Annotated in this window: 24 protein-coding genes and 2 riboswitches; of the genes, 20 read left to right on the top strand and 4 right to left on the bottom strand. The window is 50.9% G+C overall.

Annotation, left to right across the window (positions count from 1 at the left end; genetic code table 11):
• Nucleotides 1-107 precede the first annotated feature (107 nt).
• The 16 genes from L3D05_RS11930 (at nucleotide 108) to L3D05_RS11855 (ending at nucleotide 16473) form a co-directional block, all read left to right on the top strand.
• Nucleotides 108-1349: a multidrug effflux MFS transporter gene (locus tag L3D05_RS11930; RefSeq protein ID WP_239616276.1), complete on the top strand. Its 1242-nt coding sequence runs from the start codon at nucleotides 108-110 to the stop codon at nucleotides 1347-1349.
• A gap of 70 nt (nucleotides 1350-1419) precedes the next feature.
• Nucleotides 1420-2703: an ArsB/NhaD family transporter gene (locus tag L3D05_RS11925; RefSeq protein WP_239616275.1), complete on the top strand. Its 1284-nt coding sequence runs from the start codon at nucleotides 1420-1422 to the stop codon at nucleotides 2701-2703.
• Nucleotides 2704-2865: 162 nt separating this feature from the next.
• Nucleotides 2866-3612 carry a type I methionyl aminopeptidase gene (gene map / locus L3D05_RS11920; RefSeq protein ID WP_239616274.1) on the top strand — a complete coding sequence of 249 codons (747 nt, stop codon included), beginning with the start codon at nucleotides 2866-2868 and terminating at the stop codon, nucleotides 3610-3612.
• A complete protein-coding gene (locus tag L3D05_RS11915) occupies nucleotides 3606-4442 on the top strand; it encodes an AraC family transcriptional regulator (protein WP_239616273.1) in 837 nt (278 codons plus the stop codon). The genes map and L3D05_RS11915 overlap by 7 nt, the downstream gene beginning before the upstream one ends.
• A gap of 93 nt (nucleotides 4443-4535) precedes the next feature.
• Entirely contained in the window at nucleotides 4536-5525 is a 990-nt protein-coding gene (locus tag L3D05_RS11910; RefSeq protein ID WP_239616272.1) for an aldo/keto reductase, read from the top strand.
• 171 nt (nucleotides 5526-5696) lie between these two features.
• Entirely contained in the window at nucleotides 5697-7022 is a 1326-nt protein-coding gene (locus L3D05_RS11905) for a discoidin domain-containing protein (RefSeq protein ID WP_239616271.1), read from the top strand.
• Nucleotides 7023-7070: 48 nt separating this feature from the next.
• Nucleotides 7071-7718: a ribonuclease H gene (gene rnhA / locus L3D05_RS11900; protein ID WP_239616270.1), complete on the top strand. Its 648-nt coding sequence runs from the start codon at nucleotides 7071-7073 to the stop codon at nucleotides 7716-7718.
• A gap of 588 nt (nucleotides 7719-8306) precedes the next feature.
• Nucleotides 8307-9410 carry an ABC transporter substrate-binding protein gene (locus L3D05_RS11895; protein ID WP_239616269.1) on the top strand — a complete coding sequence of 368 codons (1104 nt, stop codon included), beginning with the start codon at nucleotides 8307-8309 and terminating at the stop codon, nucleotides 9408-9410.
• Nucleotides 9411-9509: 99 nt separating this feature from the next.
• Nucleotides 9510-10439: an ABC transporter permease gene (locus L3D05_RS11890; protein WP_239616268.1), complete on the top strand. Its 930-nt coding sequence runs from the start codon at nucleotides 9510-9512 to the stop codon at nucleotides 10437-10439.
• Entirely contained in the window at nucleotides 10436-11239 is an 804-nt protein-coding gene (locus L3D05_RS11885; RefSeq protein ID WP_239616267.1) for an ABC transporter permease, read from the top strand. Before L3D05_RS11890 ends, L3D05_RS11885 begins: the two co-directional genes overlap by 4 nt.
• Nucleotides 11236-12285: an ABC transporter ATP-binding protein gene (locus L3D05_RS11880; RefSeq protein WP_239616266.1), complete on the top strand. Its 1050-nt coding sequence runs from the start codon at nucleotides 11236-11238 to the stop codon at nucleotides 12283-12285. Before L3D05_RS11885 ends, L3D05_RS11880 begins: the two co-directional genes overlap by 4 nt.
• Nucleotides 12286-12287: 2 nt before the next feature.
• Nucleotides 12288-13082, top strand: a complete 795-nt coding sequence (locus L3D05_RS11875) for a DeoR/GlpR family DNA-binding transcription regulator (protein WP_239616265.1) — start codon at nucleotides 12288-12290, stop codon at nucleotides 13080-13082.
• Nucleotides 13083-13087: 5 nt separating this feature from the next.
• Entirely contained in the window at nucleotides 13088-13960 is an 873-nt protein-coding gene (locus L3D05_RS11870; RefSeq protein WP_239616264.1) for an alkaline phosphatase family protein, read from the top strand.
• The gene (locus L3D05_RS11865; RefSeq protein WP_239616481.1) at nucleotides 13950-14954 is read left to right on the top strand and encodes a PHP domain-containing protein; all 1005 of its coding nucleotides are present in this window, start codon (nucleotides 13950-13952) and stop codon (nucleotides 14952-14954) included. Before L3D05_RS11870 ends, L3D05_RS11865 begins: the two co-directional genes overlap by 11 nt.
• A 134-nt stretch (nucleotides 14955-15088) precedes the next feature.
• Nucleotides 15089-15661 (top strand): permease, encoded by a 573-nt coding sequence (locus L3D05_RS11860; RefSeq protein ID WP_239616263.1) that lies wholly within the window; start codon nucleotides 15089-15091, stop codon nucleotides 15659-15661.
• A 164-nt stretch (nucleotides 15662-15825) separates the two neighbouring features.
• Entirely contained in the window at nucleotides 15826-16473 is a 648-nt protein-coding gene (locus tag L3D05_RS11855) for a TetR/AcrR family transcriptional regulator (RefSeq protein WP_239616262.1), read from the top strand.
• Between the two features lie 36 nt (nucleotides 16474-16509).
• On the opposite strand, the gene L3D05_RS11850 is transcribed toward L3D05_RS11855, so the two are convergent.
• Both L3D05_RS11850 and L3D05_RS11845 read right to left on the bottom strand, forming a co-directional pair.
• Nucleotides 16510-16692 (bottom strand): sporulation protein Cse60, encoded by a 183-nt coding sequence (locus tag L3D05_RS11850; RefSeq protein ID WP_239616261.1) that lies wholly within the window; start codon nucleotides 16690-16692, stop codon nucleotides 16510-16512.
• Nucleotides 16693-16819: 127 nt separating this feature from the next.
• Nucleotides 16820-17788 carry a DNA-methyltransferase gene (locus tag L3D05_RS11845; protein WP_239616260.1) on the bottom strand — a complete coding sequence of 323 codons (969 nt, stop codon included), beginning with the start codon at nucleotides 17786-17788 and terminating at the stop codon, nucleotides 16820-16822.
• Nucleotides 17789-17950: 162 nt separating this feature from the next.
• Here L3D05_RS11845 and L3D05_RS11840 point away from each other — a divergent pair, with 162 nt between their 5' ends.
• Entirely contained in the window at nucleotides 17951-19024 is a 1074-nt protein-coding gene (locus L3D05_RS11840) for a PdaC/SigV domain-containing protein (RefSeq protein WP_239616259.1), read from the top strand.
• A gap of 653 nt (nucleotides 19025-19677) precedes the next feature.
• Here L3D05_RS11840 and L3D05_RS11835 read toward each other — a convergent pair.
• Together L3D05_RS11835 and L3D05_RS11830 are read right to left on the bottom strand one after the other, a co-directional pair.
• On the bottom strand, nucleotides 19678-19860 hold the full coding sequence (locus L3D05_RS11835; RefSeq protein WP_239616258.1) for a hypothetical protein: 183 nt from the start codon (nucleotides 19858-19860) through the stop codon (nucleotides 19678-19680).
• Between the two features lie 142 nt (nucleotides 19861-20002).
• Entirely contained in the window at nucleotides 20003-20749 is a 747-nt protein-coding gene (locus tag L3D05_RS11830; protein WP_239616257.1) for a peptidylprolyl isomerase, read from the bottom strand.
• Between the two features lie 474 nt (nucleotides 20750-21223).
• Nucleotides 21224-21419, top strand: a riboswitch (cyclic di-AMP (ydaO/yuaA leader).
• A 90-nt stretch (nucleotides 21420-21509) separates the two neighbouring features.
• A riboswitch (cyclic di-AMP (ydaO/yuaA leader) is annotated at nucleotides 21510-21693 on the top strand.
• Nucleotides 21694-21822: 129 nt separating this feature from the next.
• Here L3D05_RS11830 and L3D05_RS11825 point away from each other — a divergent pair.
• From L3D05_RS11825 to kdpA, 3 genes are all read left to right on the top strand, one after another.
• Nucleotides 21823-22239 (top strand): hypothetical protein, encoded by a 417-nt coding sequence (locus L3D05_RS11825; protein WP_239616256.1) that lies wholly within the window; start codon nucleotides 21823-21825, stop codon nucleotides 22237-22239.
• A 120-nt stretch (nucleotides 22240-22359) separates the two neighbouring features.
• Nucleotides 22360-22437, top strand: a complete 78-nt coding sequence (locus L3D05_RS26720) for a potassium-transporting ATPase subunit F (RefSeq protein WP_369417972.1) — start codon at nucleotides 22360-22362, stop codon at nucleotides 22435-22437.
• 51 nt (nucleotides 22438-22488) lie between these two features.
• On the top strand, nucleotides 22489-24168 hold the full coding sequence (kdpA, locus tag L3D05_RS11820) for a potassium-transporting ATPase subunit KdpA (RefSeq protein WP_239616255.1): 1680 nt from the start codon (nucleotides 22489-22491) through the stop codon (nucleotides 24166-24168).
• Nucleotides 24169-24173 lie beyond the last annotated feature (5 nt).

The following is a 24173-nucleotide window of genomic DNA, read 5'->3' as shown; positions in this document are numbered from 1 at the left end:
ATAAAGGGCTGTTAAAGGGCTGTCAAAACTGGCAAAGCAAAAAGGTTGATGTTTGAAATCCACTCGTAATATGATAGGAGGACTGCAAGAGACGAGAGGTGCTCATTATGAATCGACTTCAAGACCCGCAAGCGATCGGGGCGAACGCATCGAAGAGAACGAATATCCTCTGGCTTGTCGTCCTGCTCGGCTCGCTCTCGGCGTTCGGCCCGTTGTCGCTGGATTTATATTTACCGGCTTTACCTCAACTTGCCGAGGAGCTGCACACTAGTTCCTCCTATGCGCAATTAAGCTTAACGGCTTGCATGATCGGTTTGTCCGTTGGCCAGCTATTCGCCGGAGCTCTGAGCGACTTCCGAGGTCGCCGAATGCCCTTACTAATCGGATTATTGGTTTATGCCGTATCCTCCGTCCTATGCGCCTTCAGTCCGTCAATCGGAGTGCTGGTGGCATTGCGTTTCGTACAGGGCTTGGCCGGTTCGGCCGGAATCGTCATCTCGCGCGCCATCGTGAAAGACTTGTATTCGGGGCCGGAATTAACGAAGTTCTTCGCCATGCTGATGCTCGTGAACGGAGCGGCTCCGATCTTCTCACCGGTCATTGGGGGACAATTGCTCAAGGTTACGCCTTGGGAAGGGTTGTTCGTCGTCTTGGCGGGATGGGGAGTCCTTACGCTATTGGCCGTGCTGTTCGGCTTGCCGGAGACGTTGCCTGTTAGCAAGCGAATGACAGGAGGGATTCGTGAAACGCTGTCCACGTTCCGTAGTCTTCTCCGCGATCGTTCATTCATGGGGTACGCGTTAGCGCAGGCTTTGGTCAGCGCGGCTATGTTTGCGTATATCGCCGGATCGCCATTCGTGTTACAGAACATCTACGGCGTATCACCGCAGATGTTCAGCCTATTCTTCGCCATTAACGGAATCGGCATTATTATCGCGGGGCAGATTACGGGGGCGCTTGCAAGCAGAGTAGGCGAGAAGAAACTTTTCTTAGCCGGGTTAATCATCGCTGCCGTCAGCGCAACCTTGCTGCTCGCGATGATCGTATCTTCAGCAAGTTTGACAGCCATTCTGATTCCGCTTTTCTTCGTCGTCTCGAGTGTCGGCATCGTAGGCACGACCGGATTCTCGCTTGCAATGAGTAACAAAGGACATGCGGCGGGAAGCGCATCGGCGCTGCTCGGACTGCTGTCTTTCCTTCTTGGAGGTCTGCTGGCGCCGATTGTCGGAATAGCGGGGAGCGCGAACGCGTTGCCGATGGGAATCATTATTGCGGTGACGGATATAGGGGCTATCATCTGTTACTTTATAATGGTTCATAAATACGAAAACATGAAATCGCAGGTTTAACGGATAAAGAATCGTGCGGTAACAACACGGCCAGCAAACCAAGACGAAACTAGAATTTCTAGGAGGACCTATGGAGCAACAAGCGATACTTGCGCTTGCCATCTTTCTGATTACCTACGGAATGATTATCGCGGAAAAAATCCATAGAACTATCGTGGCCATGCTCGGCGGGCTACTGGTTGTTGCGCTAGGCCTCGTGAGCGTGGATTCGGCAATCGTACATCACATTGATTTTAATACGCTGGGACTGCTCATCGGAATGATGATTATCGTCAGCGTTACGGCCAAGACGGGCTTATTCAGCTACATTGCGATCGTGGCGGCAAAGAAAGCCAAAGGAGAACCGGTCAAAATTCTGATCGCGTTAGCTGCCGTAACGGCGGTAGCCTCGGCGTTCTTGGACAACGTCACGACAGTGCTGCTGATCGTTCCGGTGACGTTCAGCATTACGCGACAGCTGAAAGTTCATCCGTTTCCTTTTTTATTTTCCCAGATTTTGGCTTCGAATATCGGGGGCACCGCTACCTTGATTGGAGATCCGCCCAACATTATGATCGGCAGCGCGGTTAAAGAGCTTACCTTTATGGCGTTCATAGACAACTTGGCTCCGATCGTCATTATTATCATGGCGGTTCAGCTTCCTTTGTTCGTTCTGCTATTCCGCAAAAAGCTGCGGACGTCCGAGGAGTACAAGCGCGGAATCATGGAAATGGACGAGAGCAAACTCATTACCGACCGTCCGATGCTAACCCGTTGCCTCATTATTCTAGGGCTCACGATCGCAGGTTTCTTCCTTCATCAAACGTTGCACGTGGAGTCATCCGTGGTCGCTCTGATCGGCGCTTTCCTTCTGCTGTTACTGGCGGGAGAGCATGCGATGGAAGAAGCCTTCACCAAGGTGGAATGGACGACGATTTTCTTCTTCGTCGGATTGTTCACTCTAGTAGGAGCACTCGTGGATACGGGGATCATTAGCGATCTTGCCGTGAAGGCGATCGATTTGACGGGCGGTAACGTTGCCGCTTCCTCCATGCTTATTCTCTGGATGAGTGCTATAGCGTCAGCGTTCATGGACAATATCCCGTTCGTGGCGACAATGATTCCGCTTATTCAGGAGATGGGGAACATGGGCGTGAGCAATCTCGAACCGCTGTGGTGGAGTCTTGCTCTAGGAGCGTGCTTGGGTGGTAACGGCACGTTGATCGGGGCAAGCGCGAATCTCATTACGGCCGGGCTGGCTGCCAAAGAAGGTTACCCGATCACTTTCGTTAAATTCCTGAAATACGGGTTCCCTCTCATGCTGCTCTCTATCGTGATATCCAGCGTATATATTTATTTGAGGTATTTGTTGTAGCGGACAGCCTCACGCGAAGCCGACCGGGAGGTCGGCTTCTTGCATCTGCGGCAGACCGTACTTGAAGTGACTCGGGGAAAGCGGTAAGGTAAATAATGACCGGGTTAACAGTTAGACGAATGAATCAATCGCATCTGGGATGACGATAGGAGGTAGACCAAGATGACTATACAATCGCAAGAAGATATAGAGCAATTAATGAAGATCGGACGGATCGTCGCGATGACGATCGAAGAAATGAAGAAAAGCGCCAGGCCGGGCATGACGACCAGGGAGCTGGATCTGATCGGCCAAGAGATGCTCGCGCGGCATGGCGCTACATCCGCTCCCATGAAAGACGTCAACTTTCCGGGCTATACTTGTATTAGCCTCAATGAAGAGGTTGCCCATGGTATCCCGGGAGACCGGGTGCTGCAAGCCGGCGACCTGATCAACGTCGACGTATCCGCCGAGCTTAACGGCTATTATGCGGATGCGGGGCAATCCTTTCAGATTCCTCCCGCAACGAACGAGATCGATCATCTATGCCAAGCGACCCATGCGACGATGATGAAAGTCATCAATAGCTTGAAAGCCGGAGTGAAGCTGAATCAAGTCGGCAAAATGATGCAACAAGAAGCCAGAAGAAGCGGATATCGCATCGTCGAAAATTTGTGCAGCCACGGGGTCGGCAAAGGGCTTCACGAGGAACCGTATGAAATCCTTCCTTATTATGAACCGAAGGATCGCAGGGTGCTGAAGGCGGGCCAGGTCATTACGATCGAGCCATTCGTATCAACGGGAGCAAGCTATGTCGTGGAACAGGCGGACGGTTGGACGTTGGCGGTTCCGGATCGCAGCCGCGTCGCGCAATTCGAGCATACGATCATTATTACGAACAATAAGCCGATTATCGTTACCGCATGTTAATCGGAACTCCTATTTTCAAGTACAATCCGGAGCGACCGTTCAGGGATGAGCCGGATCTTTACCTTCAATTCTGGGGCAAAGAGAAATGCGCGCCGGGCCATGCCGTCGGTCCGGGGGTTAAAGAGGTTTATAAAATTCATTTTATCCATCAAGGCAAAGGTCTCGTCCGCATCGGGGAGCGGGAATACACGCTCTCCGCAGGACAAGCCTTTTTGATCTATCCCCATTATTTGACTTATTACGAGGCAGATAGGGAAGAGCCGTGGGTGTATTCCTGGGTCGGTTTCTACGGCGCTCAAGCGCTTCCGATTCTTGCCCGAACCGGGCTCACCCCGGAGATGCCCGTATTTCCGATGGATATGCAGCTCATGCCGGGTTTATATGAGAAGCTTACGGACATCCAGTCCGACGAGATCAGCTGCGGACTAAGGCTGCAAGCGGCGTTGTATGAATTGATGTCCTCCATTATGGGGGCTATTCCTTTGGAGGCAAGGGAGGATTATCGCCCGACCAAACAAGATACGTACGTCCACCAAAGCATGGAATTCATCCATTCCCACTACGGGGAAGATCTTTCGGTTCAGCAGCTCGCGTCGGCTTTAGGGCTGGATCGTAAATATTTGTCGGTCATTTTCAAGAATGCGTTAGGGGTGCCTCCCCAACAATATCTACTTCAGTATCGCATGGACAAAGCCCGAGAATTGCTCGGCAAAGGGAAGTATACGGTCGGAGAGGTAGCCAGGTCCGTCGGTTATCCGGATGCGCTGCAATTTTCCAAGATGTTTAAGAAAATCAGCGGGGTGTCTCCTAAGAACTTCAAGCCATTCTGACATTAATCCATATTTATCACCCTTCATGATATAGGCTCGTCTTCGTCTTTCTTATACACTTCTTGTATATTTAGATTGCGAGGAGGAGTTAGAATGACTTATTCAGCGGATTCACAACGATACGACATGATGACATATCATCGCAGCGGGCGAAGCGGCTTGAAGCTGCCAGCCATTTCGCTTGGCTTGTGGCACAACTTCGGAGGAATCGATACTTTCGAGAATGGCAGGGCGATGATCAGAAGGGCATTCGACCTTGGCATAACCCACTTTGACTTGGCGAACAACTATGGGCCTCCTCCGGGATCGGCTGAAACGACGTTCGGCAGCATTCTGAAGGCGGACTTCTCGGCTTACCGTGACGAGATGATTATATCGACCAAGGCGGGTTATTATATGTGGCCGGGCCCTTACGGAGAATGGGGCTCCAAGAAAAGCCTCGTTTCCAGTCTAGATCAGAGCTTGAAGCGGCTTGATCTTGATTATGTCGACATCTATTATCATCACCGTCCCGATACGGATACGCCTCTTGAAGAGACGATGGCGGCGCTTGATCTGATCGTGCGCCAAGGGAAAGCGCTGTATGTCGGGTTGTCGAATTATTCCCCGGAGCAGACGAAAGAAGCTTCTAAGATCTTAAAACGCCTAGGAACGCCGTGTTTGATTCATCAGCCTCAATATTCGATGTTAACGCGGGGTCCCGAGAACGGGCTGCTTGATGTGCTGGATGAAGAAGGCATCGGCTCGATCGCTTTCTCCCCGCTGCATAAGGGCATCCTTACCGATCGTTACTTGAACGGAATCGCGCCGGATTCGAGAGCGGCAGGTCCGAGCGTATTCCTGAGGCCGGAAGAGCTGACCGAGCAGACTCTCGGCAAAGTCCGGTTGCTGAACGAGCTCGCGGCGGAGAGAGGGCAGAAGCTGTCTCAGATGGCGCTGGCCTGGGTGCTGCGAGGCGGGCGAGTGACATCGGCCTTGATCGGAGCGAGCAAAGTCGGCCAGATTGAAGATGCGGTTGCCGCGCTGCGCCATCCGAACTTCTCCGGCGAGGAATTGGCTCGTATTGACGAAATTTTGAAGTAAGGATTATCAGGCACACGGGGCACGAAGGCCAAAAAAGGTCAATTCAAGTCAATCGAGGCACCCTAAGGGGTGCCTTTTCGCTGTGCCCCTTTCGTTGCGCGATATTATATGATAGATTCAGGGAGTTATGGGTTTACATCCTTTTTATGTAAAGCGGAGGTTGTGCATGCGATGGGGAGTTTCGGCGCGTTAGGCGAGTTAAGGAAGAGAATCGCTAGAGTCTTGTTAATAGCGGTGATTTGCGTCTCGTCGGTTGGCGGGAATGCGCTCGCGAATGGAGGACCATCGGATACGGTGCCTAATGTCACTGGGGGCGGCATTCATTTTGTACAGAAGAAGAACGTGACTTTGACCGCGGAGGATCTGAGCTTCGTGATCGTTGGCGATCGGGTGCAGATCAACGTTGCTTATACGCTTACGAATCACGGCAAGGCAGACCAAGTGGCCTTTGCCTTTCCCGTGGATTATTATGAACAGGAGTACGGCTGCGAACCGAACTGCGATTATAAGGCAAGCGGGTTTCGGATTCTGGACGGCAACCAATCTCTTAATGTCACGAATGAATTGATTACAGCGTCCATTAATAAAATCATAGATGATGAGTATATTGTTCAGAAGGCTAGTAGAGTGTATAAAACGAATATCTCTTTCGCAAAAAATGAAACGAAGGTTATTAAGGTTAGTTATGCGGTTAATGCCGGTTACGTGAATTGGATGGATCCCTACAGCGTACTCGATCAGATTGGGGAACGGAAATTCAGCTACGATCTTACGCCTGCCGGGTACTGGGGAGACGGGAAAGTGGATAAGCTGAATATCACGTTCGATTATCGCGACATCGTTAAGAAAGGCGGTTCCCTGCGGAAGCTTACGTTGCCGTATGGACAAGCTTTGCCGGAGGGGATTTTCAAAGTCGAGCTTAAGCAAGCGGATTTGAAGTCTCTCGGTGAAATCAAATTTCAATACGAATACGAGGACTACTTGAAATCCAAGAAGATCAGTTCTAATCGCATCTCCTCGAAGCTCGTTTCGAGCATTAAAGCTTCCTCCGAGCTGGGGAAAAGTTACGATGCGAGCAAGCTGCTGGATAGAAGCTTATCTACGGCATGGGCGGAAGGGGCTAAGGGGCTGGGAATCGGTCAGAAGATCACGATAGAATTGAAGAAGAATACGAGTCTATCGGAATTGAGGCTAATGAACGGATATTTGAAGAGCAAGGAAACTTACCGGAATAATGCCAGGGTGAAGTCAATGCGCGTAGAAAGCTTAATTCGATATTCTCCTGATAAGGATTACCAGTGGATTACCAGAGAAGTTTATTTCGAGGATAAGCCGTTTAACGCCAAGGCGGTAGCGGATGGCAACTTGTATTTGCTATCCGATAAATTGGATTATTACGAGGGCGAAGTAAAGACGATCAAGCTGACGTTGCTCGACGCGTATCCGGGCACCAAATACGAAGATACTTGTTTGACGGAGTTATTATTGCTTTACTAGATTAGGGATAAAGGAATAGTCATTCCGAATGAAAGAGGTAACCAATAGATGTCTAAGCAAAAACATTACGTGGTATGGGTCGGCAGAAAACCCGGTGTCTATGCGAACTGGGCGGATTGCCAAGAACAAATCAATAAGTTCGACGAAGCGAAGTTTAAGTCCTACGAGACGAAGGCCGCTGCTGAACTGGCTTATAAAGAGGGTTGGAAGAAACACTGGGGAAGCGGGAAAACAGCTAGCTCCGGGGGGAGCTTCAAGCCTAGGTCGACTGGGGTTGAGACGACGGAGGAAATCGACTATAACAGTATCTCCGTCGACGTAGGGACTAGCGGAAATCCGGGACCGGTCGAATATAAAGGCGTGGATACGCAGACGGGCGCAGTCATTTTCTCCGTGGGGCCTATTCGCAAAGGGACGAACAACCTCGGGGAGTTTCTCGCCATCGTTCACGGTCTCGCTTATTTGCAGAAGATTGGCAGCGACAAGACCGTCTACAGCGATTCGGTTAACGCTTTGAAATGGGTGAAGCAGAAGGAAGTGTCGTCGACGTTGGTGCGAGACGAGTCGACTAGGGAAATTTGGGATTTGGTGGACCGAGCTGTTCTCTGGCTGAAGACGAACAAGTACTCGAACAAGGTTGTTAAATGGCAGACGAAACAATGGGGCGAGATTAAAGCCGACTATGGGCGGAAGTGAGATCGTTTCTCTTTAGTGATATATTTTACCTAATTAGTTTGATACTTTCGCGGTCGTATTCCACAACACGGGAGAACAATATGAGATTAAGGAAATATACCACGACTATAAGAGTTAGAGGGAGAGCGCCGATCGGGCGCTCTTCTTTTTTGTGTTTTGCTATGCTCCCCAACTGAGTTCCGTCGGCAATAGCGTTATGTAGGAGTCTTATTTTTAATGGAATCGTCGCCAACCGAATGAATAAGACGATCCGGCAACGTTATTATCGCTATGTCCTCTCCCAATAGACCGAACCTCAGAAATAGCGTTATTGCGTAACGCTATTTCAGTCGAAGTCATCGTCATGCGCACAAATAAGGTGATCCCATAACGTTAAGCGCGACAGTTCCCTTGGCGGACGTAGAGAATCGGCGCAGTAAGATGGGGATCGGCAACTATCTTTTTCCTCCGTCACCGTATCTTTTTTTACAAACTATATCATCCCGGTTAATTCCTCGGAAATAGAACAGTTCTATAGTTGTGAAGGGTAGAATACAACAAGACTAAAGAGACACCCCACAAAAAACCACATGGGAGGAAAAGGGAATCATGAAAAATCGGTTGAAGAAAGAGCTTGCCGTCGGGCTGATCCTTACATTACTCGTCGTGCTGCTTGCTGCTTGTGGAGGCGGAAACAATAATAAAGCGAATAGTTCGGATGCCAAGGAATTATCCTTAACCGAAATCGAAGCGAAAGCGAAAGAAGAGGGCTCCGTCGTCAGCGTCGGCATGCCGGACTCTTGGGCGAACTGGAAAGGCACGTGGGAGGATATTCAATCCAAGTACGGACTTTCCCATACCGACACCGATATGTCGAGCGCGGAGGAAATTGCCAAGTTCGATGCGGAGAAGGATAAACCGACGGCGGATATTGGCGATGTCGGCATTGCGTTCGGTTCCGTAGCGATCGCGAAAGGCGTCACTCAACCGTATAAAACTTCGCACTGGGACGAAATTCCCGCTTGGGCAAAAGACAAAGACGGACATTGGTTGATCGGCTATCAAGGGACAATCGCATTCCTTACGAATAAGAAGCTCGTAGCCAACCCGCCGCAAAGCTGGGAAGATCTGAAGAATGGCAATTATAAAATCGTTACGGGAGACGTGACGAAAGCCGCTCAAGCGCAAATGGCCGTATTGGCCGCCGCGATGGCTTTCGGCGGTGACGAGTCGAATATCGAGCCCGGACTTGCGTTCTTCGAGGATCTGGCGAAGAACAACAGAATCGCTAACGTAGAAGCATCGCTCGCTAATATCGAGAAGGGCGAAGTCGAAGTCACTCTACTATGGGACTTCAACGCTCTTAACTATAGAGATCAGCTTGGCAAGGATCAGTATGCGGTAACGATTCCGAAAGAAGGCAGCGTCGTCAGCGGATACGCGACGATCATTAACAAATACGCTCCGCACCCTAACGCGGCTAAGCTGACGCGGGAATACATTCTTAGCGACGCGGGACAGATCAATTTAGCTAAAGGTTATGCCAGACCGATCAGAGACAGCGTGAAGCTTCCGGACGACGTAGCGGCGAAGCTGTTGCCGAAGGAAGATTACGCGAACGCGAAGCCGGTCGGCGATTACAAGGTATGGGAAGATACGGCTAAGAGCATTCCGGAACAATGGCAGGAGCGCGTTCTCGTCCATATCAATTAACCGATTGCCGCTTGATGCGGCATGGATAGCAGCAATGGGGCGCCTTCGTCCGCGTGGCGAGGGCGCCCGTTTTAATACCGCCATAGGAGAGTGGAAGGCATGAAGGCTAGAAACCGCTGGATGCTGCTCGGATTGGTTCCCTTCGCTCTGATGGTGCTGGCATTCCAATTCGCGCCGCTCCTGTCTATGCTCACGGGAAGTATAAGCAAGTCGGGCGCTTCGGGTTTTACGTTCGCCCACTACGATAAAATCTTTCACAGCGCCTATTATTTGAAGGCGATCAAGAATAGCTTGCTGATCGCGGTTTACTCTAGCTTGATCGGGATTATCGTCGGGCTTCTCTGCGCGTATTCGATTACCCGATTTACGCCAAGGATCAGGGACAGGCTGCTTATGCTATCCAACATGACCTCGAATTTCGCCGGCGTTCCGCTCGCCTTCGCTTATATTATTTTGCTGGGCAATAACGGGGTGTTCACCCTTCTGTTCAAGCAGTGGGGCTGGGATATTTTCTCCGGTTTCAACTTGTACAGCTGGACGGGGCTTGTACTCGTTTACGTCTATTTTCAAGTGCCGCTCGCGTTGCTGTTATTGTATCCTTCCTTCTACGGAATTCGAGATCAATGGCGGGAAGCGGCGGCGTTACTCGGCGCTAGCAGATGGCAGTTCTGGAGAACCGTCGGGCTGCCTATGCTGACTCCGGCGATATTCGGAACGCTCGGTATCTTGTTCGCGAATGCCATGGGAGCGTATGCAACGGCATATGCGCTCGTCGGCGGCAATTACAATTTGCTGGCGATCCGGATTGGCTCCTTGGTAGCGGGAGATGTCGTGAACCAACCGGAGCTCGGCAGCGCGTTAGCGGTACTGCTGGCATTATCAACGTTGCTGGCTGTCGTCCTCAACCATAAAATGTCTAAGCGCTCGCAGCAATTTACCGCCTCCTATGCATCCAATCCGAACCTCAAGCGTTCCCGGTCCCGCGGTCGGCGGCAAGGCGATGCAGTCCAAGAGGGGGTGAATCCATGATCAAATCCAGATCAAGCTGGACGCATCGGACGCTTATGTTGTTGCTCATGATCTACTTGCTGCTTCCGCTGCTCGCCACCTTCCTATATGGATTCGCCAAGGAGTGGCAGACAACGGTTCTTCCCGAGAGCTGGACATTGGAATGGATCCGGGAGATGTTCAAGGATATCCGGTTTCTCGAAGCGTTATGGACGTCTCTATATCTCTGTCTTATCAGCATCGCATTAAGCCTCGCGGTGATGTTGCCTGCCGTATTCGTCATCACGGTGTACTTGCCGAAATGGGAAACGTTCATGAAAGGGTTAGTCGTGCTGCCGTATGCCGTTCCCGGAGTCGTGGCTGCTGTCGGGCTTATCCGTACCTATTCTTCGGGTCCGATCAATATTGCCGGAACGGCTTATATCTTGATTGGAGCTTACTTCGTCGTCGTGCTCCCTTATATGTACCAGGGGATCCGCAACAGCTTGCTTACCGTCTCGGCGGTTGAGCTGCTTAATGCCGCGGAATTGCTCGGGGCTTCTCGGATGAGAGCGTTCGTGACGATCATTCTGCCGAATATTTGGCCGGGCGTGATCATCTCGACGTTGCTTAGTTTCTCCGTCCTGTTCGGCGAGTTCGTGCTTACGAATATGCTGGTCGGCGGCCATATTCAGACGATTCAAGTGTATTTGTACCAACGGGTCGGGGAAAGCGGGCATCTGGCAAGCGCGATCGCAATTTCTTATTTCTTATTCATTCTGGTCATGTCTACGATATTGATGAAGTTAGGCAAGAAAATGAACAGGGAGGTGGAGAGATGAATACGTCGTACTTGGAGCTTCAGGGCATACGGAAGACGTTCGGGGCTTCGACCGTGTTGAACAATGTGGATCTAACGATACAAGAGGGCGAGCTCGTCACTCTGTTAGGGCCTTCAGGTTGCGGGAAAAGCACGCTATTACGTTGTATCGCAGGTCTGACCGAGCCCGATGGCGGGCGAATTATTCTTGAGCGCAAAGATATCGCCAGCCTGCCGCCGCGCAGTCGCGAGGTGGGGATGGTCTTTCAATCGTATGCTTTGTTCCCGAATTTAACCGTCTACGAAAATATGGAATACGGGCTTAAGATGAGAGGCGTCGCCAAAAAGGAAAGAGAGACACGGTGCGAGGAGTTGCTAGCTCTGGTTGATCTGGCGGATAAGAGGGATGCGTTCCCGCAGCACCTATCCGGCGGGCAACAGCAGCGGGTCGCGCTTGCGAGATCGCTAGCCGTGCAGCCGAAGGTTCTGCTCCTTGATGAGCCGCTCAGCGCGCTCGACGCGAAAATCCGTAAAAACTTGAGAATGGAAATCCGCGAGATTCAGAAGAGGTTGAAGATGACGACGATCTTCGTTACCCATGACCAGGAAGAGGCGCTGACGTTATCCGATCGGATCTGCATCATGAACAATGGGCATATCGTGCAGGATGGCTCTCCGGAAGCCTTGTATTCGACTCCCCGCACCGAATTCGTCGCACGGTTCATGGGCAGCTATAACGTATTAGCCAGAACGGAAGCCGTTCGGCTGTTCGGCCAAGGGGTCGGTTCGGCGGATAGCTTCGCATTGCGGCCGGAGTCCGTGAAGCTACTTCCGCTGCATGCGGAGGATAGCGAGGGAACGCAGGGGGATAAGCGCATCGTGGAAGGGACGATTGAATCGGTGAACGTCCTCGGTAATATTATTCGTTATTTCGTCCAAGCGGAAGGGGTCCGGTTAACGATCGATATTCTGAACGACGGACGTTCGCGCCGCTCGGAAGATGGAGGCGCGGTCCGATTGGTGCTCGATCCTTCCCAGTTGCTGCAATTGGAGAAGGAAGGAGCTTAAGAATGTCGGTATCGTCGGAACAACGCAAACGGAGTATTCTCGAGCAGCTTAGGCAGGAAGGCCAAGTGAAGGTACAGGAGTTGTCTCTTCAATGCGGCGTATCGGAAGAAACGATCCGAAGGGATCTTGTTCAGTTGGAGAAAGAGGGGCAAGTGAAGCGCGTTTACGGAGGGGCGGTAGGGACTAAGCAAGCCAACTTCGAACCGCCGTATTTGCTCCGCCAGAAAGTGAGAGCGGAAGAGAAAGCGAAGATCGGCATGAGGGCGGCCGAACTCATCAATTCGGGCGATACGGTCGTTATCGATGTCGGAACGACGACTTTGGAACTGGCGAAGGCGATCTCGGGCAAGGAACGGCTAACCGTGCTTACGAATTCCATCGCAGTGGCCTACCATCTCATGGAATCGGTCATCGAAGGACGTTTTTCGGGCAAAATCATCGTCATAGGCGGGCAGCTTAATCCGGAGCAGCAGTCCTTGTCCGGAGCGCTCGGAGAACGGGTGATGGAGCAATTTCGCGTAGATAAGGCGTTCATCTCGATTGGCGGAATTTCCGTGCAGCGAGGAGCGAGCGATTACGACTTGGACGAAACGATGCTTTCCCGGAAGATGGTCGCGGCGGCAAGCCAGACGATCGTGCTTGCGGACGATTCGAAGCTGGACAAGGAAGCGTTCGTCGAGCTCGCGCCGATTCGCCGGATCGATACGATCGTAAGCAACGTAGCGCCGCCTAAAGAGTGGATGCCGGCTCTGAAGTCGCACCGCATTCAATGGATAGAAGCAAAAGGAAAGGTGTGAAGAGGATGGCTCAACCGCAGTCTCCCAAACTGATCGTCGTCGTATTGGACGGACTTCGTTACGATACGGCCCGTAGATGCTTAGGTTACTTGGAGCACCTCGTCGAGCAAGGCGAGGCGGTCTGTTATCAAGTGAAGTCGGAGCTGCCCAGCCTCTCGAGGCCATTATATGAAGTGTTATTAACGGGTACCCCGGCATATACAAATGGCATTACGACCAATCATATTGTTCGTCTAAGCCTGGAGCAAAGCGTCTTTCATCTTGCTGCCGGAGCGGGCTTAAGGACGGCTGCCGCAGCTTACCATTGGGTCAGCGAGCTGTATAACTCCGCTCCCTTTAATCCGGTTCGCGACCGTCATCAGCATGACGAGAGCAAACCGATCCAGCATGGCGCCTTTTATTTCGAGGATCATTACCCGGATAGCCATTTGTTCGCGGACGCAGAATATTTACGCACGGCGTATGATCCGCATTTTCTATATATTCATTCCATGAATATCGACGATGCCGGCCATAAGTTCGGAGGGGAGAGCAAAGAGTACGACGGTTCCGTGCGGATGGCGGACGGAATGCTCGCCATGCTTGTTCCGGCCTGGCTGTCGGAAGGTTATCGCGTGATCGTGACGTCGGACCATGGGATGGATGCGAATGGCCAGCATGGAGGAACGGCAAGCGAGGAACGGCTCGTTCCGCTCTATATCGTCGGAGATTCGACCATCCCGCTGATGGAAGGGCAAACTCTTGCGCAGCTAAGCGTGGCTCCGTTAATGTGCCAATGTTTGGGACTGGAGCCTTCGCCGGCCATGACTATTCAAGATAACCCGTCGTTCCCGTTCGCGCGGAATACTTGGCGGGGGGAGATAGATGATGAAGGTTGATATGCATTTTCACCTAGAAGAAGGACCTTATTCGCTCCGCTGGCTTTCGCGCACCATGCAATCGCTGGTAGCTACGGATGTGAGCGCTTCTACAGGGAAAGGGCCGGGCCATACTCAGGATTGGGCGGAAGAGATGTCCGCGAAGCTCGATCTTCGAATGCGGCAAGGTTGCTTCAGCGAGGAATGGCTGGACCGCTACCTGGTAACGGGCCGTTCGCGAGGAATCAGCACGTTCGGAGTCGTCGATCATCTCTATCGATTTCGCGAATGTCGAAGCTATTATGAGAAGCACATGCTACTGGACGATAGTCCGATCGGGCGACTGCAGGAAGCTTGGCTTAACCAAGTGTGCGTCACCTCGTTGGATGAATTCGTAACCTTTATTACGAAGGCGAAAAAAGACCGCCCGGATCTCTTGCTCGGAATCGAGGCGGATTTCTTCGAGGGGGGCGAAGCGGAGCTCGGTCGGCTGCTCGCGGGGTATGACTGGGATCACGTCATCGGTTCGGTTCATTTTATGGACGGCTGGGGCTTCGACAATCCCGAGACGCAGTCGCAATTCGCGGATATGGAACCGATGGGGGCATATGGGCGGTATTTCGGGCTCCTCCGGCAAGCTTGCCAATCACGGTTGTTCGATATCATTGCCCATCCCGACAATCTCAAAGTATTCGGGTTTCGTCCGGACCGAGAAGCCGATTTGATCCCCTATTACCGTCATATCGCGGAAGAGATGGTTCTCGCCGGCGTAGCTACGGAGATCAATACCGGTCTCGCTTACCGTTACCCGGTCGCGGAAGCTTGTCCGAGTCCGTTGTTCCTGTCCGTTCTCGCGGAGCACGGCGTTCCGATAACGCTCTCCTCCGACTCCCACTTTCCAGACGATATCGGGCAGCTGTTGGATGAAGCCCGCACGGCGGCGATCGGAGCAGGCTATAAGGAACTGACCGTGTTCGAAGGGCGGCGGTCTCGCGGAATTCCTATCGGCAAATAAAGGTGAAATAACCGAAGAACGCTCCGGCGTTCTTTTTTTCTTGACATAAATATAACCAGTGGTTACTATATAACCAACGGTTAGTAACCGATGGTTACTAAAAATTTATAGTTATATTTGGGAGAGTGAATTTTATGTTCGCAGGACATTTCGGATTGGCGGCAGGGGTGCGAGCGCAGGCTCAGGAAGTACCTCTCTGGGCGCTTATGCTCGCTACTCAATTACTGGATGTGGCGTTTATTCCCTTCTTGCTAACCGGGGCCGAGACGATGGAAGGAGAACCGGGCAGCGGTTATGGAGATTGGATCATTCATGCGGATTACACGCATTCCTTGCTTGGAGCTTTAATGATCGCATCGTTAGCGGGCATGCTGGCGAAGCGGATGTGGGGTGTCCGAGCGGGACGAACGATAGGGGCGGTAACCTTCAGCCATTGGCTGCTTGATCTTATCGTTCATCGTGCGGATATGCCGCTATTGCCGGGCAACATCGGGCATCTTCCACTACTCGGACTGGGCGCTTGGAAGGTTGAAGGAGTATCTGTAGCTTTGGAGTTAATCTTGATTGTGGCAGGTCTCGCCTTGTACACCCGATCTGTCGTGAAAGCATCGGGCAGCGGTAAGAGGAAAACCGCTTACCTATCTTCAGCCGTACTGGGAGTTCTGCTCGTGTTATCTCTGGTTACGGATGTTGCGGGATTATTCTAGGGGAGGGCTGGAGGATGAGTTTTATAGTCTATTTACTCTTATTTACGATTTTGTGCGGATGGCTGGACTCGAGATGCTCCCGTTCGCAGGGATGAAGGCGAAATTGACTACTCTGTAACCGTTGGTTACAATTGGGGCAAAGAAACGGGACGGAGTGGGAAAAGGTGTTAACCAAACAGGAGCAACGCTCGGAAGAGACGAAGAAAAGCATTCTGCTAGCTGCGGGACGATTGTTTGCCGGCAGAGGCTACGATGTCGTAACGATGCGCGAAATTGCTAAGGAAGCAGGCTGCTCTCATACGACCATCTATATTTACTTTAAAGATAAAGAAGCGCTGCTTCAGCAGCTTTCGCTTCCGCCTCTTCAGAACTTAGCGAGCCAAATGGAGGAATTATTGGTTGGGAGCGGCGAGCCGGAGGAGAAATTGAACAACGTCAGTCTGGCTTTCGTTGAGTTCTGCTTATCCAATCGCAATATGTACAGTTTATTCTTCAACGTGAAGTCCGTTCGCGTCGATGAACAAGCTCCCGAACTGGAAATAAACAAAGTGCGGAATGAGATGTTCGGAAAACTAACGGGCGTTCTGCAAGCTTGTTTGCGGCTTGGCCGGGAGGATGAACGGTTGTTGATGTGCAGTCGAATCTATTTCTTTACTCTACATGGAATCGTATCGACCTATACGCATTCCGAAGAATCGGTCGATCAGTTGATGGGAAGATTGAGGCCAACTTTCCTGGCTGCTTTCGGAGTTCTGCTTAGCGGATTTAAAGAGATGTTAGAACTAAACAGAAACGGGATGGAGAGGGGGTAACCCTTGATCCATCCCGTTTCGTATCATTTGAAGGGGTTATTTCTTATATACGACTAGAATAGCGCTTCTTTGCTCGCTTAATTTAGTCGGCGTCACTTTGTTGATCGATCCGTAACAAATGTTAATGACTTGATCGTCGTTTAGTTCCGCTAGAAACTCGTTTACTCTTTTTTCTGCTAGAGACATATCTGTATCTAAGAATTCCTTAACTTGAATCATTCGTTGTGCACTCCCCTTACGAGTAATGATAACAATAGTGACCCCGCGAGTCACTGCGGATGCCAATATGCGTTCACCATAGCATGGTCGGTTACGGGTGTCAACTGATCTGCCAACGAGCTGCTGACTACCCCTTTGTTTTGGTGGATTTGCCTTGCTCCCGCAGCGTGTTTCGCTCCCAGAAGACGCCTTCCGAGTAACCTTGAATGGAAGGTTCGGCTTCTGCCATCTCAAGCCGCTTCTCGGTTAAGCAACAGTAGGTTTCGTCGATCTCGATGCCTACGTAACGCCTGTTGAGCTTCTTGGCGACGACGGAGGTCGTTCCCGCGCCGCTGAAAGGATCGAATACGACGTCGTTCTCGTCCGAGCTGGCGAGAATGATCTTCGCGAGCAGCTTCTCCGGCTTCTGGGTCGGATGGTCCGTGTTCTCGGGCATCGACCAGAAGGGGACCGTGAGATCGGTCCATAGATTGGACGGGTGAGTCAGCCTGAATTTACCGTCGGAGTCGTCGTGCCAATCCTTAGGATCGCCTTCTTCCGTACGGTAGGGGGCGATGACTTTCCGTTTTATTTTCACGCGATCGACATAGAACTTATACTCGCCCGATTTGGTGCAGTGCCAAATATCCTCCGAGGCATTCTTCCAGTTGGCAAGCGCTCCCCGGCCTTTCTCGCGTTCCCAGGTGATGCGATTGAGGATGCTCAAATGCTTGGACGCGACCTCGAAGATCGAATGGCTCGATCGCCAGTCGCCGCAAATATACACGGTTGCATTAGGCTTCAATATGCGGACGATTCGCGAAAACCAAGCGTCCAGCCAATCGGTATATTGCGAATGATTCATTTGGCTAAAGGTTTTGCCGTTGAAGGATTTCGTTAAGTTATAAGGCGGATCGACGAATAAGAGGTCGACGAATTCATCCGGCAAGTAATCTATAGCTTGGAACAGATCTTGATTAATCGTGTGGTTAAGGATCTCCTCGGGTTTTGTTTTCTCCGTTAAAGTGATTAGACGCGCGCTATACTTGATTCTCTCGGAGTCGTTCAGCGTTATCGTCCGGTTTCTCCCAGCCCTCGTTTTTTCGTTGTCCAACAACTAAATGCACCGCCTATTGATTTCTCTATGAACGATTTCCATTGTCGTATAAATGTAACTAATTCCCATTGTTAAAATCGAACTTTCCTGTGACTGATGCGTCTATATAGGGTAAGAGTACCTGATCCAAACTTATCTGTATAGATGAAGGAGCGAAGCGATGTGAAGAAGGTTGGAATGAATACGGGAAAAAGAACGTTAATCGCGGTGGCGGTTGGGGCGGCGCTAGTGTCTTCTTCATTAACGGTATCCCAGCAACAGGTTCATGCTGCGGGTTTTAACTCATACAAGAGCATTAATCAAACGATTGATGTCAATGGCGTTCGTACGAACTTGTCGGCGATCAACATCGATAGCACGACTTATATTGCCATTCGCAGCCTGAACAAGAGCATTGGGCTGAACACGGATTATAGCAAGGCAAAGCAAACGGTCACCGTAACCGGTCGGGACCGGGAGCTCGTACTTAACTTGAGGGATGGCAGCGCGGAATTGAACGATCAACAAATATACGGCTTGCCGGCGATTGTCCAGAACGGCACGACTTATGTTCCGTTTCGCTTCCTGCTGGAGCGAATGGGGTATGGAGTTTCTTACGATACGGCTACGAAAGTGATCGGGGTCGAAACGATTAAAGAGAATGACCTTAAGATTACGTCCGGCGTCATTAAAGAAGAGAGCAAGAATAGTTCGTTGCTGATTCATTATCCGCAAATCTCGGATTTCGCTGATGCGACTGTCCAGAAAAAGGTCAACGACCTGTTGAAATCGGAAGCGGAAGCGAACGCGAAGGCTGCACGGGAATCTATTAAAGAATCGCTCGGCGAAGTCACGGATGAGACTCTCCCGGATGTGACCTTCGATGGGACTTATACGATCACTTACAACGAACAGGGCAAACTAAGCTTGTATGTAGACTATTATATCTACACGGGCGGAGCGCATGGCTCGACTGCTCGCGTGCCATATACGTTCGATCTTGCAACGGGAGAGCTCCTGAAGTTGAAGGATGTTACGGGAGGTAACGCCAAGTATGTCTCGATTATCAACGCCAAGATTAAGAGCCTGATTAAGGCGCGCGGAATCTGGCTACTCAGCCCGTTCGAGACGATCGAGCCGGATAGGGACTATTTTCTGAAGCATAACGGCGTGGTTATGTACTTCGGACAGTACGAGTACACGCCTTACGCGGCAGGTATGCCGGAGTTCGAGATCCCGTACAGCGACTTCAAATGAATCGATCAAAGAGAAGCCAACCTTTCGGGGTTGGCTTTTTTTGCAACCCCGGAACCCCGGAACCCCGGAACCCCGGAACCCAGCAACCCGGCAACCCGGCAATCCCGCAACCCCGCAACCCGGATGAAATAAATGTATAAATACAGTTATTTTAAAGAAAACCCACTATGAAAACAGAGATAAATGTATAAATACATCTATTTCACCGCTAGTTCCAGAAAGTAGCCTATTTCGTCATAAATAAATGTACTTTCCCGTTATTTTGCTCTCTGAGCTATGAAACAGTTATTTAACTGTATATTTCGTTACTATTTAGGTCTTGCCACTTAGGAGTATCCCCAAAATACACACTACTTTACTGTTAAGAACGTTACTCCGCTTTATTTCCGCAAACGGCGACCAATATCGAGATTTAAAGCGGAAAAACCGCTCAACTTACTCCCTATGTGCCTTGTTTAGTTGATTTAAAGCGGAAAAACCGCTTTATTTACTCCCTATGGAAGCAAAGCCGACAGGGAGCCCTGTCGGCTTTGTCGTTAACCCGTTCGCTTAAGCTAGAGCTAAAAATTTATCGAAAGGTTTGCGGACGCCAGGCCAACGTAATCCCTAGCCAGAGTAACCGGCCGGTCGAACAAATTAGGAGCCCTCGCGCCTCAGCCCGCAAAGCCAGCCGTACAAACGAGAGGCTCTTGATCCGGTGAAGCGATCGTGATGTGTCCAAGCCGGACAACGAGAAGAACATGGATACCCGTGTTACACTCTATCTTTTGGGAGGAAGAATAGGAAGTGACTTGTTCCACGATAGGAATAACAGAAAGAAGCTGTTGGAAGCTCATATGGCGTGAATCCCTTCTTAGCGAAAATCGTTACGGATCTGGGTGACGGAATATAAAAGAGGGGCCATGCTGCCGAGGAAGGGATAGATAACGTTCCCGTTCCATCGAGAGTATGGCCCACTACGATTAGCGTAAGGGGGTCTTACTTAATGACTTCCGGTTCAGGAGCGTCGGCTCCGCGCGTATCCACGGTAACCTTCTTCATGACCGGAGGCGTGTCAGGGCGATCGTTAGCGTCTCTAGGCAACTTGACGATCTCGTTCACGACGTCCATGCCTTCGGTAACTTTACCGAACGCCGCATAAGCTCCGTCCAAATGAGGCGCATCCGCGACCATTAGGAAAAATTGCGAGCCTGCGCTGTCCGGATTTTGCGCGCGCGCCATGGAGAGGACACCAGCCGTATGCTTCAGGTTGTTCTCGAAGCCGTTCTGCGTAAACTCGCCTGCGATCGAATAATCCGGACCGCCCATGCCGGTACCGTCAGGGTCGCCGCCCTGGATCATGAAGCCCGGGATAATGCGGTGAAAGATCGTTCCGTCGTAGAAGCCTTTTTTAACTAGGGAAATAAAGTTGTTTACCGTGTTCGGCGCGACCTTCGGGTAAAGCTCGACTTTGATGATTTTGCCGCTATCCATCTCGATCGTGACGATCGGGTTATCGCCGGATGTGTCTACTCCGTTCATTGGGGAAGCCTCCTCAGTAGGTGATGGTGATGGTGATGGTGATGGTGATGGTGTTGGTGTTGGCGTGGATGCCGCAGCACCGGTGCTGGCTGTCGGGTCAGTTGAGTTTCTTGCCTTTTCCTTCGCTCCGCAGCCCGTTACGATAAGCAGAAGGGCGACTAGCGTAAGAAGTGAAAAGGCCAATCGTTTTTTTGCGACGTACAATTTCAGATCCCCCTTGTCCTCTTTGTCCTTTCGTATCATATCATTTGCTCGAAGAGGAATCCACCGGGGCCGCCCCTTAACGCCGTAAAACCACGGCTTGAGGATCGCGGTTCGGCAAATCTTTGTAAAATAAAGCCACCCCCAAATAACACTTCCATATGCCGATTTCGGTCAAATTATGGATATTTTATCTGGTAAAAGTACCTCATTCACGCGATTGGTAGGCTCAAGCTCTCTCTAGCTCGTTCTTTCATTTTTAGAGAGGTTATCTTATGAAAATAGGTGAAAAGAGCAGGAGTTTATTTTGTGTAAAACAGAGAAATAGAGAGCTAGGAAGAGCATGCTACAGGTTTTTACAAATGTAAGCGGTACGATTTACTTCGTTGAAGGAATACGCGTCTCTGCCGGAATTGGCATTGCTTTACAAAGATTAGGGGCAGGAGTAATATTCGATTCATGATTTTGATATTGTTCCATTCGTAATCGCTGAGTTTCCGTAACTGGAAAACGGGGGAACCAATCGATGGCGCGTGACCGGTGTGAGAGCCGGGCATCGTCATCCGGGGTGAATCCCGAAGCTAACTGCACCTAGGATGCAGACGCTTCGGGTAGGGCGACTCTCACCGCCCGAATCCGACAGCTAACCTCGTAAGCGTTGATGGGCGCATCCTATAGTTGATAGGGATGCGTGCAGTGGAGAGAGGATGATGAGCTTGTGACCGAATCGGCCGCAGGGTTAACCCTCTGCGGTTTTTGTTATGTCAATTTATCGCTGAATTGCCGGTAATTAACCGGAAAGCGGGGGAACCAAACGGATTCCGGAACGATAGGAATCCACGGGGTGAATCCGGAAGGCTGAAGCTTAGAGCTTCAAGCCGGAAGGTAGGGCGACTCTCACGCCCGAATCCGACAGCTAACCTCGTAAGCGTACCATGAGAGGCAACGTCCATCGTGATTGGAGGCGGCTTGTTAAGCCGTGCCCAGGAAGCCACGAGAAGAGTTCCTCGCAGTTCTTCTTCCCAAGGCTTCTTTTTTGTTGCCTTCTTTCGGAATTGAGACAGGAGATGAATGGAATGGGTAACCGGGATGTCGTGCTCGTATCGGCCCCGAATGTCGCAGGCGAACGATTCATGAAGTTATTGAAGCAAAGGAATATTCCGTTCGCGGCGATCGTGAATAACGTTTCCGAATACGAACGAATTAGAGCCCTCGGGGCAGAACACATCATCGTGGTGAATACGACCAAGGAAGATTCGTGGATGATCCCCGAAGTCGGCGTCGGTAAAGTATATCTTTTCGAGAAAAGCTTGAATTTATGCTGCCGGTACGTCCAGATTTGCCGGAGTTGGACTTCCAAACCTGTATACGTCATTACGGGTAGCCATAATCCTAGGAACGTATATAAGGGCTTGGGCGTCGATTACGTCATTCACAGCAATGCGCAAGATTATGCTTTTCTGATCACCGATGATTTGATATCGAGAACGTAAAGGAGGCTGTTCCATGCTCGATCTGTATATGGTTCTGATATTGGCCGGAACATTCGCTTTGTTCTATGGCTTCTTGGTTTGGTGCAATCGGGTTGTCGACGAGGCAGGAGGAGAGCGGAAATGATCATCGTATCGATATTTACCGTATTCATCTTTCTATATTTAATTTACGCCTTGGTGAACCCGGAGAAGTTCTAGCCGGCATCGATCGAGATGCTTGGTTGTGATTGAGATAGAGGAGGAAAGTCAATGGGCATTCTGCAAATTGTTATTGTCCTAGCGGTGCTAGTGCTGCTCGTGAAACCGGTCGGGACTTACGTATATCACGTATTCTCTAATGAAAAGAGCCGGCAAGACCGTATATTCGGACCGTTCGAGAAAATCATCTACGTGCTGATCGGGCTTAAAAACCGCGACGGGATGACGTGGAAAAAATACGCTTTAAGCTTTTTGTTAACCAATATCGTGCTTACCGCCGTCGGTTATTTGATTTTACGGCTACAGAAATACTTGCCGTTCAATCCGAGCGGCATAGATAACATGGAGCAGACGCTTTCGTTTAATACGATCATCAGCTTCATGACCAATACGAACTTGCAACATTACAGCGGGGAATCGGGCGTGTCCTATTTCTCGCAGATGGCCGTCATTACGATGATGATGTTCACTTCGGCCGCTACCGGGTTTTCCGTGGCGATGGCGTTCATTCGCGGAATTACGAGCAAGGGAGAGACGATCGGGAACTTCTTCGAGGATTTCGTCAAAGCGCATACCCGTATTTTCATTCCGGCGGCTGTCTTGGTTACTTTGCTGCTGGTTGCTCTGCAAGTTCCTCTGACGTTGAATCCGACGCTGACGATCACCACGCTTGAAGGCGCGGTGCAGAGCATTGCCATGGGGCCGGTTGCGGCGCTTGAATCCATCAAGCATCTTGGCACTAACGGAGGCGGATTTTTCGGGGTCAACTCGGCGCATCCGTTCGAGAATCCGAATTCGCTGACGAACATCGTCGAGATTTTGTCCATGTGGACGCTACCGGCCGCGCTTCCTTACGTATATGGACGATTCGCTAAGAATCGTAAGCAAGGCTGGGTTGTTTTCAGCGCGATGATGACTTTGTTCCTGCTGTTCTTGTCCTTGATTTATTTCTCGGAGCTGCGCGGTAACCCCGCGATTAACGCGATGGGAATCGATTCGTCGCAAGGAAGCATGGAAGGGAAGGAAGTTCGGTTCGGAATTCCGCAGTCCTCGTTGTTCTCGGCGGTCACGACCGCGGCGACGACGGGCACGGTCAACAATATGCATGACACGCTTACTCCGCTGGGAGGACTTGGGACTCTGGGAGAAATGATGCTCAACGTCGTGTTCGGAGGTAAAGGCGTCGGACTTATCAATATGTTGATGTACGCCATGTTGGGCGTGTTCCTATGTGGCTTAATGGTCGGAAGAACGCCGGAGTTCTTAGGAAGGAAGATTGAACCGAGGGAGATGAAGCTGATCGCCATCGCCATACTGGCGCATCCATTCATTATATTGGCTCCGACTGCAATCGCGTTCCTAACCGATCTAGGCCAAGGGAGCATTTCGAATCCGGGATCTCACGGGATCACTCAAGTACTGTACGAATATACGTCTTCCGCAGCCAATAACGGTTCGGGTTTCGAAGGATTGGCCGACAATACGCCTTTCTGGAACATGACCACCGGGCTTGTCATGCTGTTCGGACGCTATATTTCCATGATCGCCATGCTGGCTGTCGCCGGATCGCTGGTTCGCAAGCAATGGGTACCCGAGACGGTCGGCACTTTCCGGACGGACAACAAATTGTTCTATGGCATTTTAATCGGAACGGTATTGATAATCGGAGCTTTGACATTCCTGCCGGCCATCGTGCTGGGACCGATCGCAGAGCACTTGAAGTTAGGCTAAGGATG

It is taken from the genome of Cohnella mopanensis (assembly GCF_022352055.1).
Classification (GTDB): domain Bacteria; phylum Bacillota; class Bacilli; order Paenibacillales; family Paenibacillaceae; genus Cohnella; species Cohnella mopanensis.
This window is presented reverse-complemented; position numbering and strand designations above follow the sequence as displayed.

Coding starts and splice junctions, on each gene's coding strand:
- L3D05_RS11870 (WP_239616264.1), top strand. CDS start 13,088: ATGGCTCAACCGCAGTCTCCCAAACTGATCGTCGTCGTATTGGACGGA.
- L3D05_RS11875 (WP_239616265.1), top strand. CDS start 12,288: ATGTCGGTATCGTCGGAACAACGCAAACGGAGTATTCTCGAGCAGCTT.
- L3D05_RS11885 (WP_239616267.1), top strand. CDS start 10,436: ATGATCAAATCCAGATCAAGCTGGACGCATCGGACGCTTATGTTGTTG.
- L3D05_RS11880 (WP_239616266.1), top strand. CDS start 11,236: ATGAATACGTCGTACTTGGAGCTTCAGGGCATACGGAAGACGTTCGGG.
- L3D05_RS11835 (WP_239616258.1), bottom strand. CDS start 19,860: ATGAGCTTCCAACAGCTTCTTTCTGTTATTCCTATCGTGGAACAAGTC.
- L3D05_RS11915 (WP_239616273.1), top strand. CDS start 3,606: ATGTTAATCGGAACTCCTATTTTCAAGTACAATCCGGAGCGACCGTTC.
- L3D05_RS11825 (WP_239616256.1), top strand. CDS start 21,823: ATGGGTAACCGGGATGTCGTGCTCGTATCGGCCCCGAATGTCGCAGGC.
- L3D05_RS11910 (WP_239616272.1), top strand. CDS start 4,536: ATGACTTATTCAGCGGATTCACAACGATACGACATGATGACATATCAT.
- L3D05_RS11905 (WP_239616271.1), top strand. CDS start 5,697: ATGGGGAGTTTCGGCGCGTTAGGCGAGTTAAGGAAGAGAATCGCTAGA.
- L3D05_RS11865 (WP_239616481.1), top strand. CDS start 13,950: ATGAAGGTTGATATGCATTTTCACCTAGAAGAAGGACCTTATTCGCTC.
- L3D05_RS11895 (WP_239616269.1), top strand. CDS start 8,307: ATGAAAAATCGGTTGAAGAAAGAGCTTGCCGTCGGGCTGATCCTTACA.
- L3D05_RS11890 (WP_239616268.1), top strand. CDS start 9,510: ATGAAGGCTAGAAACCGCTGGATGCTGCTCGGATTGGTTCCCTTCGCT.
- kdpA (WP_239616255.1), top strand. CDS start 22,489: ATGGGCATTCTGCAAATTGTTATTGTCCTAGCGGTGCTAGTGCTGCTC.
- L3D05_RS11925 (WP_239616275.1), top strand. CDS start 1,420: ATGGAGCAACAAGCGATACTTGCGCTTGCCATCTTTCTGATTACCTAC.
- L3D05_RS11850 (WP_239616261.1), bottom strand. CDS start 16,692: ATGATTCAAGTTAAGGAATTCTTAGATACAGATATGTCTCTAGCAGAA.
- L3D05_RS26720 (WP_369417972.1), top strand. CDS start 22,360: ATGATCATCGTATCGATATTTACCGTATTCATCTTTCTATATTTAATT.
- rnhA (WP_239616270.1), top strand. CDS start 7,071: ATGTCTAAGCAAAAACATTACGTGGTATGGGTCGGCAGAAAACCCGGT.
- map (WP_239616274.1), top strand. CDS start 2,866: ATGACTATACAATCGCAAGAAGATATAGAGCAATTAATGAAGATCGGA.
- L3D05_RS11860 (WP_239616263.1), top strand. CDS start 15,089: ATGTTCGCAGGACATTTCGGATTGGCGGCAGGGGTGCGAGCGCAGGCT.
- L3D05_RS11930 (WP_239616276.1), top strand. CDS start 108: ATGAATCGACTTCAAGACCCGCAAGCGATCGGGGCGAACGCATCGAAG.